Raw genomic sequence first — 13,783 nt, forward strand, 5'->3', positions numbered from 1 at the left:
TCGGTCGGCAGTTACATCTACCATCGATAGGCGATAATTGTCGATGCGTTGGGATGAGGCAGAAATGAGCACGAACGGGCATGTCGGGGCACCGGAGACGGGCGTCTACGAGACGATGCTGGGACCGGCGCACTCCTCGCCCTTCGTCCGGCCCGGCGCGGGCCTGGTGGACGCCCTCGCGGACGTGAGCGCCGCCACCGCGTGCGCCAAGCTCCACCAGATGGGCATCACCCGCACCTTCATCGACGGCCCCGTCCCCCTGCACCGGGAGCCGGGCGTACGGATCACCGGCGGCGCGGTGACCCTGCAGTTCCTGCCCCAGCGCGAGGACGTCTTCTCCGGCACCGGACAGGAGGACGCCGAGCGCAAGACCGCGCTGTGGGCGGTGCTGGAATCCATCCGGCCCGGCGACGTGCTGGTCGTCTCCGCGCAGGCCAGCCACTTCACCGGCTGCCTCGGCGACATGCTCGTCCGCTACTTCAAGCTGCGCGGCGGCGCCGGCATCGTCGTGGACGGGCGGGTGCGCGACGCCGAGCGGGTGCGCGCGCTCGGCGTGCCGATCTGGTGCACGGGCGTGACGCCGCACTACGCCTCGCAGGCCGAGCTGTTCCCCTCGGCCTTCAACGTCCCGGTAGGGGTGGGCGGCGCGCTGGTGACGCCCGGCGACCTGATCGTCGCCGACGAGGACGGAGCGGTGGTCGTCCCGCAGCGGAGCGCCCTGGCGGTGGCCGAGGACGCCCTCCTGCACCAGGACCGCGAGCAGTTCGCCCGCCGCCGCCTGGACGAGGGCGGCCGGCTGTCGGACTACTACCCGCTGACCGGAGCCGGCCTCGCCGAGTACCTGGCCGCTCGCGAGAACGACTGAGAAACGGGGGGCGGGGCGGCGAACCCGCCCCGCCGGGGTCTTCCTCTATCCGTCCAGCAGCTCGGGAGGGACGAAGCCCTCCTCGGCGAGCCGGCGCCACAACTCCGGCGGGATCTCCGTACGCCAGGCGGCCGCGTTGTCCTTCACCTCGGCCGCCGACCGGCAGCCCACCACGACCGACCGCACGGCGGGATGGAGGAAGGGGAACTGGACGGCCGCCGCGGCGAGCGGCACCCCGAACTCCGCGCAGACGGCGCGGCAGCGCTCGGCCCGCGCCAGCACGCCGCCCGGCACCGGCCGGTAGTCGAACATGGCCTCCGGACGCGGATCGGCGAGCAGCCCGGTGTTGAAGACGCCGCCCACGACCACCGCCGTGCCGGTCTTCAGGCACAGCGGCAGCAGGGTCGTCAGCGCGTCGTGGTCGAGCAGCGAGAAACGCCCGGCGATGAGGACGACGTCCACGTCGAACTCGGCCACGTACGCGGCCAGCGGTTCGCTGTGGTTCATGCCGAAGCCGACGGCCCCGGCCAGCCCCTCCTCCCGCAGCCTGCGCACGGCCGGGTAGGCGGTACGGCGCACGTCCTCGGGGAAGTCGTCGGGGTCGTGCAGGTACAGGATGTCGACGGAGGGCCGCCGGAGCCGTTCCAGGCTGGACTCCAGCGACTGGCGGATGCCGCGCTCCGTCCAGTCGGTGACCACCTTCTGCCCGGGGCGCAGCAGCCAGCCCGCCTTGGTGGAGATCACCGGCTCGGCGGCCCCGCCACCGGTCGCGAGCGCGCGGCCGAGCCGGTCCTCGGCGACCCCGTGGCCGTAGCGGGGCGCGGTGTCGAAGTAGGTGACGCCCTCCTGGACGGCGGCGGCCACCGTGGCGGCCGCGTCCTGCTCGGAGACGTCCTGGAACAGGTTGCCGATGGGGGCGGTGCCGAGGCCCAGCCGCGGCAGCTCGGCCCTCATCGCCGCACCTCCATCGGCGGGGCCTCGTAGGTGGGTGTCCCGCCGCGCAGCGTCATCGTCAGGGTGAGCCGGACGTGCGTCGAGCCCGGCAGCCGCACGCGGACATGCGGCCCCTCGACGGGAGCGGGCGGCTCGTCATCGGCGCGGACCTCGTGGATGACGTGCTCGGCGAACGTGCCCGCCTGCACCACGAGCGAGCGCGGCGCCCCGCCGAGGTTGACCAGCTCGACCACGGTGTGCTCGGCGTCGATGCTCGTGACCAGCGCGGCGACGTCGGCGGGCAGGCCCGGACGGCGCTCCTCGGCGTCGAAGTACCGCAGGTGCATCTGCGCCAGCGCGCCGTTGTAGAGCACCTGCGGCGATCCGGTGGTCAGCTGCAGCAGCGCCTCCGTGACGACCGGGTTGCGGTCCTGCCAGTCGTGGATGCCGAACGCGTCGGGGCCGACGGCGGGGTCCACCGGGTCGGCCGCGATGGACTCCAGCCGCTGGGCGCAGGTGTCGATGGCGCTGCGCAGCATCCGCTCGGGGAAGCCGGGGTTGCGGCCGGCGAGGTACTCGTACCAGGGCTCCTCGTGCCCGGACTCCTCCTTGGTGCGCTGGGTGTGCACCGCCGTCCAGTCCCAGCTCGCCTCCTCGCGGAGCCGGTCGACGCGCTCCCGGTCGGCGGCGGCCCGGCTGAACTGCCACAACGACACGGGCAGCTGGGTCGGCATGACGTTGTGGTCGAACCACCCGGAGTCGTCGCGGCGCATGGGCGCCATGAGGGTCGGCTCGTGCTCCAGCCCGCGCAGGTGGGGCCGCCAGCGCTTGGTGATGGTGGAGACGTCGGCGGGGCGGCGCCGTTCGGCCCGGCCGAGCACGACGTCCAGCGGGTTCCTGGCCAGGTCCAGGTAGGAGGCGTCGCCCGTCAGCAACGTCGCGTTGGACGCGCCGACGATCGCCGCCGTCCCGACGGGCGGCAGGCCGTGGGGCCAGGACCAGCCGTAGTGGCCGCCGTACCAGCGGCCGTCCAGGTGCTCGCCGACCACGCCGTGCAGGCCCGCGTTGTCGGGGACGACGTCGCGGCCGTCCAGCCGCCGCCGCCAGGCGTCGACGTACTCCACCACCCAGTCGGCGTGGCGGGACTCGCCGCCGAGCAGGTAGGCGTTGGTGACGAGGCTGGTCGCGCAGAGGTTGACGATCGTGTCGCCGCGGCCCATGCGCTCCCACATCACGCGGCCGTACGCGCGGGCCCGCGCCGGATCGGCGGCCAGGTCGTCGAAGGGCGCGGCCTCGTCGATCCAGTCGAGGGGCAGCCCGTAGGGGCGCAGGGCCAGGCTCCACGGGAAGTAGACGTCGTGGTCGCTGAAGCCCCAGCGCGGACCGGCGGCGCCGTTGTGCGGCGCGCGGATGATCCGGTGCTCGGGGTCGTAGTTGGGGCCGCCGGGCAGGTAGAGGTCGGCGAAGCGCCCGGCCAGCTCCCTGAGCTCGCCGTCGCCGGGCGCGGCGAGGCAGAGCCCGTAGAACAGCAGCATGCCCTCGCCCTGGTGGAACCAGTCGTAGCCGCGCTCGAACTCGTCGACCAGCATGCCCATCCCGGTCAGCTGGGCGGTGACGCCCCGCCAGTGCCGTCGCGCCGCCGCCAGGACGTCCGCGCTGCCGCCGAGCAGGTACAACGTCGGCCAGTTGAAGAACGCCTCGTAGAAGTCGTCGACCCCGTCGCGGCCGTCGAGCCCCTCACCCAGCCTGTCGCGGAAGACCAGCCGGCCGTCGTCCTCGGTGTAGCGGTCGGCGAAGATCCGCCACGCCTTGTCCTGGACGGCGAACAGCTCCCGCTCCAACACGGCCCACCGCGGCGGGGTCGTCAGTCCGCGGGAGGCCCGCACCTCCGGCACGCGCGAGGCGTCGAAGGCCGTCACCGCCTGCCACCCCGCTCCGCCGCGCCGCCGGGACGTCTTGCTGCCATGCGCATGAGAACACCTGTAATCGCTGATCGATAGCCGATGATTAGAATCATCATGAGCGCGGATCAACGTGTCAATACTGGCCGAACATACGGAGCACAGGTGATCGACTGCCACGCCCACCTCTGGGACCTCGACGGCGGCTATCCGTGGATCACGCCGGAGTCACCCCACCACCGGTCGTTCACGGCCGGCGACCTGGCCGCGGCGGGCGACGGCCTCGGCCTGACCGGGACGATCCTGGTCGAGGCGTCCAGGGGCGACCGCGGCGAGACCGGGCGGCTGCGCGACCTGCGCCTGCGTCACCCGGGCCTGATCGCCGGGCACGTCGGCAACCTCAACGTGCACGCCGGGATCGAGCCGTCCCGGTTCCGGGACCTCATGGACGAGGCCCGCCCCAACGGGATGCGGCTCGGCGGCCCCTCCTGGGCGGCCACGCCCGCCTCGGCCCGCGCGCTCGTCCCCGTGCTGGCCGAGGTCGGGGTGGCGCTCGAACTCAACCTGCACGACGCCGCCGTCGGCGTCGCGGCCGAGGTCGCCGCGCGGCACCCGGAGCTGACCGTGGTCGTCGACCACCTCGGCAACCCTCCGAACCTGCTGGCGGCCGACCCGGGCGAGTGGCGCGAGCGCGTGCGCCGGGCGGCCCGCACCCCGAACGTGATCATGAAGATCTCCGGCCTGCTCACCCAGCAGCACGGCGTGCCGCCGGAACGGGTGGCCGCGCTGGTCGCCCACGTGGTCGAGGCGTTCGGTCCGGGCCGGTGCGTCGTCGGGTCCGACTGGCCGATCTGCCTGCCCCGGGGGTCCCGTGCCGAGTCGTTGCGGCTCGCCACGCTGGGGCTCGCCGGGCTGACGGCCGCGGAGCGCGAACGGGTGCTGCGCACCACCGCCGAACGCGCGTACCGCCTGGCACCCCCGGTTGACAACGCTCCGGAGCCCCTGCTTCGATGCGACAGTTGATCGATAAGCGATGATTGGTTAATCGATGGCCCATTTCGACCTGCCCCAGGACCAGCTCGAACGGTACCTGCCGACCCTGCCGGAACCGGCGGACTTCGATGCGTTCTGGGCGAAGACGCTCGCCGGGACCACCGGCATCGACCTCGCCATGACGGCCGAGCCGACGCCGAACGGGCTGGCCACGATCGACACCTTCGACGTCACGTTCGCGGGCTACGGCGGCCACCCCGTCAAGGGCTGGTTGCACCTGCCGGTGACCAGGACCGGCCCCCTGCCCGCCGTCGTGGAGTACCTCGGTTACGGCAGCGGCCGCGGCGTGGCCCACGAGAAGCGGCTCTGGGCGTGCGCCGGTTACGCGCACTTCGTCATGGACACCCGCGGCCAGGGCGCCGAGACGCCCGACCCCGATCCCGCGACCGGCGACGTCGCGGCCCCCGGTTTCCTGACCCGCGGCGTGCTCGACCCCGAGCGGTACTACTACCGCCGCCTGTACACCGACGCCGTGCGGGCCGTCGCGGCGGTGCGCACGCATCCGGAGGTGGACGCGTCCAGGATCGCGGTGACCGGGACCAGCCAGGGCGGCGGGATCGCCCTGGCCGTGGCCGGGCTCGTCCCCGATCTCGTGGCCGTCATGCCGGACGTGCCGTTCCTGTGCCACTTCGGGCGGGCGACGACCTTCACCGACCAGCCGCCGTACGTGGAGTTCACCCGGTTCGTGAAGCTGCACCGGGAACACGCCGAGACGGCGATGCGCACCCTGTCGTACTTCGACGGCGCGACGCTCGCCCGCCGGGCCAACGCGCCGACGCTCTTCTCCGTCGGCCTCATGGACCGCATCTGCCCGCCCTCGACGGTGTACGCGGCCTTCAACCACTACGGCGCGCTCCACGACCTGCCCGAGGCGCGCAAGCGGATCAGCGTCTACCCGTTCAACGACCACGAGGGCGGCGGCCCGGCGCACGAGGCCGTCAAGCTCGCCTGGCTGGCGGACCGGCTGCAATCGATACCTGCTAACCGATGATCGCGTATCATGACAGCGGGGATCGGGGACGCGCGAGATCGCATGATGAGGACTTCATGGCATCGACACGGCAAGCCAACAGTGACTTCGCCTCCAGACTGGCCACGAGCAAAGACTCGGTCCGTCCCACCTTGATCTCCGATCGGGTGTACGAGCTGCTCCGCCAGGCCATCGTCGAGGGCGACCTCGCGCCGAACGAGCGCGTGGTGGAGTCGGAGATCGCACGCCGTCTGGGCGTGAGTCAAGCGCCGGTTCGCGAGGCCGTCAAGCAGCTGGCCCGCGAGGGGCTGCTCGTGCACGTGCCACGCCGCGGCAACTTCGTCGTCGAGATCTCCACCGAGCACGCCGAGTACGCCCGCCAGGTGCGCGAGCCGCTCGAACGCCTCGCCGCCCAGCTCGCCGCCGGGCACGTCACCGACGACCAGCTCCGCGAGCTGGAGGAGCTGGTCGAGCAGATGCACCAGGCCGTGGCGATGAACGACGTCGGCAAGTTCCGCGACATCGACATCGCCTTCCACACCAGGGTCAGCCAGATCGCGGGGAACCCGTTCCTGACCCGGATGTGGGAGGTCCTCGAACCGAGCCTGCGCGCGCTGCGCGCCATCGCCGACCCGCTCTTCGACGGCGACTGGCACGCGATGGCCGACGAGCACGGCCGCCTGGTCTCGCTGCTGCGCGACGGCGACCCCGCCAAGGCGGCCGAGGCGTTCGCCGACCATTCCGCGGGCCGCTCCCCCGTCCCCGACCGCCGCGCCCGCAGGAAGAGCAAGCCCTCTACTGGCTGAGTCCAGGATGTTGTTGTTCCAGGTGGGATTCGCCGGATTCCACCCCCTGAATCCCGCTAACGTGGGGCACATGGCAGTTGATCAACACGGAGGTGCGGGGGTGGCCGGCGACAGGCGGGCGGGGGTCGATCTCAGGACGAACGTGCCGCACTCGGCGCGGGTCTACGACTACCTCCTGGGGGGCAAGGACAACTTCGCGGCCGACCGCACGGCGGCCGAGGAGGTCATCAAGATCGCCCCCTACATGCCGACGTCCGTACGCGCCAACCGCGACTTCATGGTCAGGGTGACCCGCCACCTGGCGGCCGAGCGCGGCGTCGACCAGTTCATCGACATCGGCACCGGGCTGCCCACCTCGCCCAACCTGCACGAGGTGGCCCAGCAGGCCGACCCCGCCGCCCGGGTCGTCTACGTGGACAACGACCCGCTCGTCCTCGTCCACGCCCGCGCCCTGCTCACCAGCAGCCCGGAGGGCAGAACCCGCTACATCCAGGCCGACCTGAACGACCCCGACGCCATCATCGGCTCGGCCGAGGTCCGCGACACCTTCGACTTCACCCGTCCCGTCGCGCTGTGCCTGATCGCCGTGGTGCACTTCATCCCCGACGACTCCGACGTGCGCTCGATCATCGAGCACCTGATGAAGCCGCTGCCGCCGGGCAGCTTCCTGGCCCTGTCCACCATCACGCTGGACAGCGCGCCGAGCCGGCTGGTGAGCGAGGCCGTCGCCCAGTACAACCGGCGCGGCATCATGTCCAAGGCCCGTACCAGGGCGCAGATCGAGGAGTTCTTCACCGGGTTCGAGCTCATCGAGCCGGGTGTGGTGCCGGTGCACCGGTGGCGGCCCGACGAACGGGCGCTGCTCGTGGAGGACTCCATGGTCTCGATGTACGGCGGCCTCGCCGTCAAGGCCTGACCGGCCACCGGAGGGCGGCGGTGAGGGCTCTGAACTCGGTGATGCGCAAGGCCCGCGCGGCCAGGCCGTAGAGGGCGGCGCCGATCGCGGCCGCGGTGCAGAGGGTGACGAGCGAGCCGGTCCAGTCCGTCCCGAGCCTGGCGCCGAGGACGCGGTTGACGACGGCCGCGGCCAGACCCGCGACGATCGCCGCGGCGAGCATCCGGGTGTGGGTGCCGAGAAGGCGGTGTCCGTCGACTCTGCCGATCCGGCGGCGCAGCATCTGGGCCGTGAGGAGCATCCCCGCGGTGTAGGCGACGGCGGAGCAGGCGGCGAGGGCGATGACCACGTTCGGTCCGGGAGCGAGTCGCGCGGCGGTCAGGCCGGCGGCGACGGTGACGGCGGAGACCCCGGCGCTCAGCAGAGCCGGGGTGCGGGTGTCGCCGAGCGCGTAGAAGACCCGCACCATGATCTGGTAGCCGGCGAACGGGACGAGGGCGAGGCCGTGGACGGCGAGCACCGAGCCGGTGAGGCGGGCGGCGGCGGGCGAGGCGTTGCCGTGGGCGAACAGCACGGTGGTCAGCTGCGGCCCGAGCACGATCAGAGCCGCGGCGACGGGAACCAGGACCACGCCGGTGAGCCGCAGACTCCGGGACAGGTCGGCGGTCACCCGGGCGAGGTCACGATCGGCCGCCGCCCGGCTCATCCTGGGCAGGACCGCGGTGATGACGGTGACCGCGATGACCGCGTAGGGCAGCTGGAACAGGGTGTAGGCGTTGGAGTGGACGGCGACGGCGCCGGGCCCGGCCTGCGAGGCGATCCGGGTGATCACGAGGAAGACGGCCTGGGCCGCGGCCACGGACGCGATGGTCCATCCGGCCAGGGCGACGATGCGCCGGACGCCGATGCCCCGCGGATCGGCGCGCAGTCGCAGCCGGAACCCGGTTCGCCGGCTGACCACGACGAGGACCGTCATCTGGGCGGCGACCCCCGCGCTGGTGCCGATCGACAGGAGAAGCACCTGGACGCCGGTCAGCGACTCCAGCTTCCCGGTGCCGCCGATCAGCAGGAAGACCGAGGCGGTGGCGATGACGACGAGGTTGTTGGCCACCGGCGCCCACATCGGCGAGACGAAGCGGCTGCGCGCGTTGAGGATCGCGGCCAGGGTCGCGCTCACCCCGTAGAACAGGATCTGGGGCATGAAGTACCGGGTGAACACGACCGCCAGATGCCGCTGGTCAGGGCTGAACCCCGGAACGTAGAGGTCGACGACGAACGGCGCGGCGACGATCGTCACGATCACCACGGCTCCGAGGCCGTAGACCACCAGCGACAGCAGCCGCTGGGCGAACAGGTCGTCGTCGATGTCGCGGTCGGCGGCCGTGCGGACCAGCAGCGGGACGAGCACGCCGGCCAGCGCGCCGCCGAAGACGAGCTCGTAGACGGTGTTGGGGGTGACGTTCGCCGCGGTGTAGGCGTCCAGCAGCTTGGTTCCCAGCCCGAGCGCGGCGACCAGCGCCAGCGTGCGGACGAAGCCGGTGGCCCTTGAGACGAAGGTGGCGATCGCCATCGCCCGTCCCGTCCGCATGAGCCTGGGTTGATCAGGCATGGGTGATCTCCTCCGTCTGCGTTTCGGTGCCGGAACGGCGGCGTCGGGACGAGGCCCCCCGTCGGAGGGGCCTCGGTGTTCTTCATGCCTACTACGTTTGCGCGGCCCGCATCGCCACGTCGTCGATCCGGAACGCTGACCCGGTGGGGGCGCTCCAGACGAAGGTCCAGTCGACGCGGGTCGCGCCCGCCGGCGCGGTGAACGTGCCGGCCGCCTCGGTCCAGGCCGTCTTCTGAGGCAGGGGGACGGGGTCGGTACGCAGCACCGCGCCGTCCTCGTCGCGCCAGCGCACGTTCCAGGTGACGGTGGGCATCGTGGCCGCGGCCTCCCGGTACCACAGCGACACGCGGTAGCTCTTGCCGGCGATCACCCCGCTGTATCCGGGGTACTTGTCGAGCGCCACCGCGCTGCCCGACCCCTCGGTGCTGGTCAGCTGGAGCGAGCCCGTGCCGCCGTGCGCGTCGCCGGTCCGGTGCGCCAGGCTGGATCCGTACCACGCGGAGTAGGGCGCCGTCGAGACGTCCTCGAAGGTCTGCTCGGTGATCGGCGGCACCTCGGGCGCCTTGCCGTCGAACGTGCTGCCGGCGTCCTGGCCGTACTGGGGGCCGACCCACTCCGCGGCCGTGACGCGTCTGCCCATGTCGTAGATCCTGAACTGCCACGGTCCCGTGTAGGTGTTGTCGTGCCAGGAGTTGTTCGACTGGAAGACGATCGACTTCTCGATCTTCTCTCCCAGGTACGGGGACCACTCCGGGTGCGCCGTGCCCCAGTTGGACAGCAGGCTCATCTGCCCGCAGTACTGCGTCGAGCAGCCGCCGCCGACGGCGCCGGGGTCGAAGGAGAAGGTGTTGTGGTGGATGTCGAGGTTCTTCGTCCACCAGCGGCAGTCGGTGTAGAGCGGCTCGTCCTTGATGGCCGGCGGCGAGCACTTCGAGGTGTTGGCCGGCCCGACGATCAGCGTGCAGTCGCTGGTGGTCGAGGCGGCGCTGCCGCAGAACCGGTCGGCGTTCGCCCACGCGGTGATGCCGCCCCAGTTGTTCTCCAGCAGGTTGCCGGTGACCTCGATCTTGCCGGTCCGCGCCGGGATGCGCGGCTCGCCGTCCGCCTCGGACAGGTAGATCGCCCCATCGGGGAACGCGTCGCCCTTCGCCGCCCGCTCGGCACCCGCCTTCCAGGTGTTACGGCGGAGGGTGTTGTTCCGGATCACCGCGTTGTAGCTGATCTCGTAGAAGATCCCGATCGACTCGTTGTCCTCGATGAGGTTGTTCTCGAGGAGGAAGTCGTTGTTGTTGGTGTCCGCCCAGATCCCCGGGCCGTGGTTGTGGTGCACCCAGTTGCCGGTCACGTCGGCGCCGTTCACCGCCCAGAACTTCAGGCCGCCGGTGCAGCCGCACCCTTGGCCCTGGTGCTCCCAGTCGTCGGTGTTGTTGCCGGTGACCTCGTTGTCCGCCACCACCAGGCCGGTGATGTGGTCGCCGTGCTGGGACGCGTTCAGGCCGAGCTGGCCGTTGTCCTTGATGCAGTTGCCGCGGATCTGGTTCCTGGCCCCGGCCATCAGCGCCGCGCCGGAGTTGTCGCGGAACGTGTTGTGCTCCACGACCCAGTCGTCGGCGGCGCTGTGGTTGACCACGGCCTCCTCCTGCGGCGCGACGAACCCGGTGACGGTCAGGTACCGGATGGTGACGCCGGTCGCCGTGTCACCGAAGGCGTACTGGTTCACGCCCTTCCCGTCCAGCACCGCGCCGGGCGCGCCGATGAACGTCGCGTTCTCACCGGGCAGGATCTGGGCGTATTGGGCTTGTTCCAGGGTGTGCGTGCCGGTCTCGAAGTAGTACGTGGTGTTCGCCTTGCGTAAGTTCACGCCGCTGTTGTCGCCCGCGGGCACCACCTCCGCGCCGGCGGGCGGTGTGGTCGGACCGTTCAGCGACGCGCTTCCGCAGACCGCGGCCTTCGCCGTCGCGATGGCTGTTCTGGTTGCCGTCGTCGCCGTCGTCGCCCTCGTCGCCTTGGTCGCCGGATCGCCGGCGTCGCCACTCGCCGGCGTCGCGCCGCCCATGACGACAGCGGCGAGCGCCACCAACGCCATTGGCCACGTTCTTCTCATTCATCTTCTCCTCGGGTTTCGGCCAGCCTTTACTGCCATTGACTGCTGGCCGTCGTCACTGTAGCCCGCGTCCGCTCACAAGATCGAAGCTTGGACAAATTGGACAAATTACTGCCCAAGCGAGCCCCCACCCGCCCGCTTCTCATGCACGTGGTTGCATCTGGTCCGTGTTCCGGACGTGATCCGATCGCGGCAGGATCACCATCATGAGGCGGATGATCACGACTTTGGCGGCCTGTGCCGCCCTGCTGGCGGGCGCCGCTCCCGCGCAGGCAGTGAGCAAGGATCCCGTGCGGGCGCTGAAGGCCGTTCTGGGGGCCGGGCACGGCGTGTCATCGGCTTCAACCACGACATCGGCGGCACCAGCTATCAGTCCGGCGGCTTCATAGGGAAGTGGCTGAAGAAGGGCAAGAGCTGGTGGAAGGACAATCACCGGCTGCACCTCTGGCACACCGAGTTGCTCGGCTACGACGAGCAACTCGTCAACCCGGCCGAGCCCGCGACCCTGGCCGCCCTGCTGAAGAACGGACGGCGGAGCGGGGACACCGTCACCGGCACGATCACCTTCAAGAAGCTTTCACCGGTTTCCCGCTGGGCGGGGCACTCGACCCACGCAGGGTGGAGTCCGAACGGGAGGCTCGCCTACACCGTCACGCTGACCTCCGCGGGCCTGGTCAGCAGGGTGCAGAGCACGTTCACGTTCGCCGCCGGCCTCGACGAACTGGTGGGCAGGACCCTCCACGTCGACACCCGCTACAGCCGGTGGGGCGACAAGGCATCGATCACGGCGCCGGACCCCCGCGAGACGACCACCGAACTGTGCATCGAGGGCAACTGCCATTGGCGCCTTCCGGACTGACACCGAGGCCCTGGCGGTGCACCGCTCAGAAATCCTCCGCCACGTCGTCAGTACTGGCAGCCCCTCGCCACCCGCGGAAGGATTGACGACCATGACCGACGCCAGACTGGCAGGCGACGACGAAGCCACGTTCATCGCGGTGGCCCGCTCGCACGACGCGGCCCGGTTCGCGCTCATCACGGAGCCCTACCGGCGTGAGCTCCAGGTGCACTGCTACCGGATGCTCGCGAACTACGACGACGCCCAGGACATGACGCAGGAGACGTTCCTGCGGGCGTGGCACAAGCGGGAGTCGTTCAAGGGCCACGCCGCGCTGCGGACCTGGCTGTACCGGATCGCGACGAACGCCTGCCTCGACTTCCTGGACAAGCGCAACGACCGCACACCCGTGCCGGCCGAGCTGCCGGGCGCCGGCTCGGAAGTGCGCCACCTGCAGCCCTACCCGGACCGGATGCTCCCTGAGGATCCGCAGGAATCGGTGGTGGCGCGGGAGACGATCGAGCTGGCGTTCATCGTCGCCGTCCAGCACCTGCCGCCGCGGCAGCGAGCGGTGTTCATCCTGCGCGACGTCCTCGGCTGGCCGGCGTCGAAGGCCGCCGGCGCCCTGGAGCTGACCGTCGCATCGGTGACCAGCGCGCTGCAGCGGGCCCGCGTGACGGTGCGCGAGCAGCTGCCCGGCCGCCGCCTCGACTGGCGGAGCCCCGCCACGCACGAGCTGTCGCGTGACGAGCGCGGCGTGGTGAAGTCGTACATGGACGCCCATGAACGCAACGACCTCGACGGGCTGACGGCCCTGCTCCGCGACGACCTGCGCTTCACGATGCTGCCCGACCCCGGCACCCTGGTCGTCACGGCGAAGGACGCGGTGGACGGCTGGGTCTCCCATGGGCTCTTCCAGCGCGGCTACGACGACTGGCGCTGCATCGCCACGACGGTCAACCTCATGCCCGCCGCCGCGCTGTACCTCCGCACCGCCGACGGCCCGGAACACCGCCTGTTCACCATCGCGGTCCTGCGCATCGCCGACGGGAGGCTCGCCGAGCTGACCGGGTTCGACGCCGCCGACAAACCATGGCTGGGCCTGCCCGCGACGCTGTGATCGGACAGGGCCGGCGTCACCGTCGTCCTCGTCTTCGGCGCGTCGGCCCTGTGCTCATCGCCGCGTCTCGTACCGGGTCAGCACCACGCCGCCGGGAAAGGTGCGCGTCTCGACCAGGTTCAGCTTCACCCAGCCGTCCAGCGCGGTGAAGAACGGCGTGCCGCCGCCCACCAGGACCGGATGGGTGACGATCGCGTACTCGTCGATCAGCCCGGCCCGCATGGCCGCCGCGGCGAGCGTCGCGCCGGCGATGTCCATCGGGCCGCCGTCCTCGGCCTTGAGCCTGGTGATCTCGGTGACCGCGTCGCCGGTGACCAGGCGGGTGTTCCAGTCGACCTTGTCGATCGTCGACGAGAACACCACCTTCGGCATGTCCCGCCAGAGGCGCGCGAACGCGATCTCCGCCGGAGTGGCGCCGGGCCGCTGGTCGGCGGTCGGCCAGTGGGGGCTCATCGCCTCCCACAGCTTGCGGCCGTACAGCGTCAGCTCGCTCGCCCGCATCTGGTCGTACCACCACTGGAACAGCTCGGCGCTCGGCGACGAGTCCGGCCCCTCCCCCGCACTCCAGCCGATGTCGTCGCCGGGCGCGGCGATGTAGCCGTCCAGGGTCACGTTCATGCCGAAGATCAGTTTCCGCATCGTGCCGGCCTTCCGTGAGTCGATGTCACGTGTGTACAGACGGGCGCGGC

At 71.2% G+C, this 13,783-nt stretch carries 13 protein-coding genes; 8 read left to right on the plus strand and 5 right to left on the minus strand.

The features are described 5' to 3' along the window. Nucleotides 1-64 precede the first annotated feature (64 nt). Entirely contained in the window at nucleotides 65-865 is an 801-nt protein-coding gene (locus ACIBK9_RS14105; protein ID WP_397158145.1) for a hypothetical protein, read from the plus strand. A gap of 45 nt (nucleotides 866-910) precedes the next feature. Here the strand turns inward: ACIBK9_RS14105 and ACIBK9_RS14110 are convergent, their stop codons facing one another. Both ACIBK9_RS14110 and ACIBK9_RS14115 read right to left on the minus strand, forming a co-directional pair. Beyond that, nucleotides 911-1,819 (minus strand): aldo/keto reductase, encoded by a 909-nt coding sequence (locus ACIBK9_RS14110; protein ID WP_397158147.1) that lies wholly within the window; start codon nucleotides 1,817-1,819, stop codon nucleotides 911-913. Then, nucleotides 1,816-3,717, minus strand: a complete 1,902-nt coding sequence (locus tag ACIBK9_RS14115) for a hypothetical protein (protein WP_397158149.1) — start codon at nucleotides 3,715-3,717, stop codon at nucleotides 1,816-1,818. The genes ACIBK9_RS14110 and ACIBK9_RS14115 overlap by 4 nt, the downstream gene beginning before the upstream one ends. A 147-nt stretch (nucleotides 3,718-3,864) precedes the next feature. On the opposite strand from ACIBK9_RS14115, the gene ACIBK9_RS14120 reads away from it, so the two are divergent. The 4 genes from ACIBK9_RS14120 to ACIBK9_RS14135 all read left to right on the plus strand — a co-directional run bounded on the left by ACIBK9_RS14120 (nucleotide 3,865) and on the right by ACIBK9_RS14135 (nucleotide 7,444). Beyond that, entirely contained in the window at nucleotides 3,865-4,722 is an 858-nt protein-coding gene (locus ACIBK9_RS14120) for an amidohydrolase family protein (RefSeq protein ID WP_397158151.1), read from the plus strand. Nucleotides 4,723-4,747: 25 nt separating this feature from the next. Then, nucleotides 4,748-5,743 (plus strand): acetylxylan esterase, encoded by a 996-nt coding sequence (locus ACIBK9_RS14125; protein WP_397158153.1) that lies wholly within the window; start codon nucleotides 4,748-4,750, stop codon nucleotides 5,741-5,743. Nucleotides 5,744-5,799: 56 nt separating this feature from the next. Next, entirely contained in the window at nucleotides 5,800-6,528 is a 729-nt protein-coding gene (locus tag ACIBK9_RS14130) for a GntR family transcriptional regulator (RefSeq protein ID WP_397158155.1), read from the plus strand. Between the two features lie 70 nt (nucleotides 6,529-6,598). Beyond that, nucleotides 6,599-7,444: an SAM-dependent methyltransferase gene (locus tag ACIBK9_RS14135; protein WP_397158157.1), complete on the plus strand. Its 846-nt coding sequence runs from the start codon at nucleotides 6,599-6,601 to the stop codon at nucleotides 7,442-7,444. On the opposite strand, the gene murJ is transcribed toward ACIBK9_RS14135, so the two are convergent. Then, on the minus strand, nucleotides 7,434-9,032 hold the full coding sequence (murJ, locus tag ACIBK9_RS14140) for a murein biosynthesis integral membrane protein MurJ (RefSeq protein WP_397158159.1): 1,599 nt from the start codon (nucleotides 9,030-9,032) through the stop codon (nucleotides 7,434-7,436). The genes ACIBK9_RS14135 and murJ overlap by 11 nt on opposite strands. 91 nt (nucleotides 9,033-9,123) lie before the next feature. Then, nucleotides 9,124-10,893 (minus strand): right-handed parallel beta-helix repeat-containing protein, encoded by a 1,770-nt coding sequence (locus ACIBK9_RS14145; RefSeq protein ID WP_397158161.1) that lies wholly within the window; start codon nucleotides 10,891-10,893, stop codon nucleotides 9,124-9,126. Here ACIBK9_RS14145 and ACIBK9_RS14150 point away from each other — a divergent pair. From ACIBK9_RS14150 to ACIBK9_RS14160, 3 genes are all read left to right on the plus strand, one after another. After that, complete coding sequence (locus ACIBK9_RS14150; protein WP_397158163.1) at nucleotides 10,880-11,200, plus strand: hypothetical protein; 321 nt, start codon at nucleotides 10,880-10,882, stop codon at nucleotides 11,198-11,200. The genes ACIBK9_RS14145 and ACIBK9_RS14150 overlap by 14 nt on opposite strands. A gap of 90 nt (nucleotides 11,201-11,290) precedes the next feature. After that, nucleotides 11,291-11,995, plus strand: coding sequence for a hypothetical protein (locus tag ACIBK9_RS14155; protein WP_397158165.1), 705 nt, complete (start codon nucleotides 11,291-11,293; stop codon nucleotides 11,993-11,995). A gap of 91 nt (nucleotides 11,996-12,086) precedes the next feature. Further along, nucleotides 12,087-13,094, plus strand: a complete 1,008-nt coding sequence (locus tag ACIBK9_RS14160; protein ID WP_397158167.1) for an RNA polymerase subunit sigma-70 — start codon at nucleotides 12,087-12,089, stop codon at nucleotides 13,092-13,094. A gap of 54 nt (nucleotides 13,095-13,148) precedes the next feature. On the opposite strand, the gene ACIBK9_RS14165 is transcribed toward ACIBK9_RS14160, so the two are convergent. Beyond that, a complete protein-coding gene (locus ACIBK9_RS14165; protein ID WP_397158169.1) occupies nucleotides 13,149-13,733 on the minus strand; it encodes a dihydrofolate reductase family protein in 585 nt (194 codons plus the stop codon). Nucleotides 13,734-13,783: the final 50 nt, after the last annotated feature.

Source organism: Nonomuraea sp. NPDC050227 (assembly GCF_044459705.1).
Classification (GTDB): domain Bacteria; phylum Actinomycetota; class Actinomycetes; order Streptosporangiales; family Streptosporangiaceae; genus Nonomuraea.

Coding starts and splice junctions, on each gene's coding strand:
- ACIBK9_RS14130 (WP_397158155.1), top strand. CDS start 5,800: ATGGCATCGACACGGCAAGCCAACAGTGACTTCGCCTCCAGACTGGCC.
- murJ (WP_397158159.1), bottom strand. CDS start 9,032: ATGCCTGATCAACCCAGGCTCATGCGGACGGGACGGGCGATGGCGATC.
- ACIBK9_RS14125 (WP_397158153.1), top strand. CDS start 4,748: ATGGCCCATTTCGACCTGCCCCAGGACCAGCTCGAACGGTACCTGCCG.
- ACIBK9_RS14160 (WP_397158167.1), top strand. CDS start 12,087: ATGACCGACGCCAGACTGGCAGGCGACGACGAAGCCACGTTCATCGCG.
- ACIBK9_RS14165 (WP_397158169.1), bottom strand. CDS start 13,733: ATGCGGAAACTGATCTTCGGCATGAACGTGACCCTGGACGGCTACATC.
- ACIBK9_RS14135 (WP_397158157.1), top strand. CDS start 6,599: ATGGCAGTTGATCAACACGGAGGTGCGGGGGTGGCCGGCGACAGGCGG.
- ACIBK9_RS14110 (WP_397158147.1), bottom strand. CDS start 1,819: ATGAGGGCCGAGCTGCCGCGGCTGGGCCTCGGCACCGCCCCCATCGGC.
- ACIBK9_RS14105 (WP_397158145.1), top strand. CDS start 65: ATGAGCACGAACGGGCATGTCGGGGCACCGGAGACGGGCGTCTACGAG.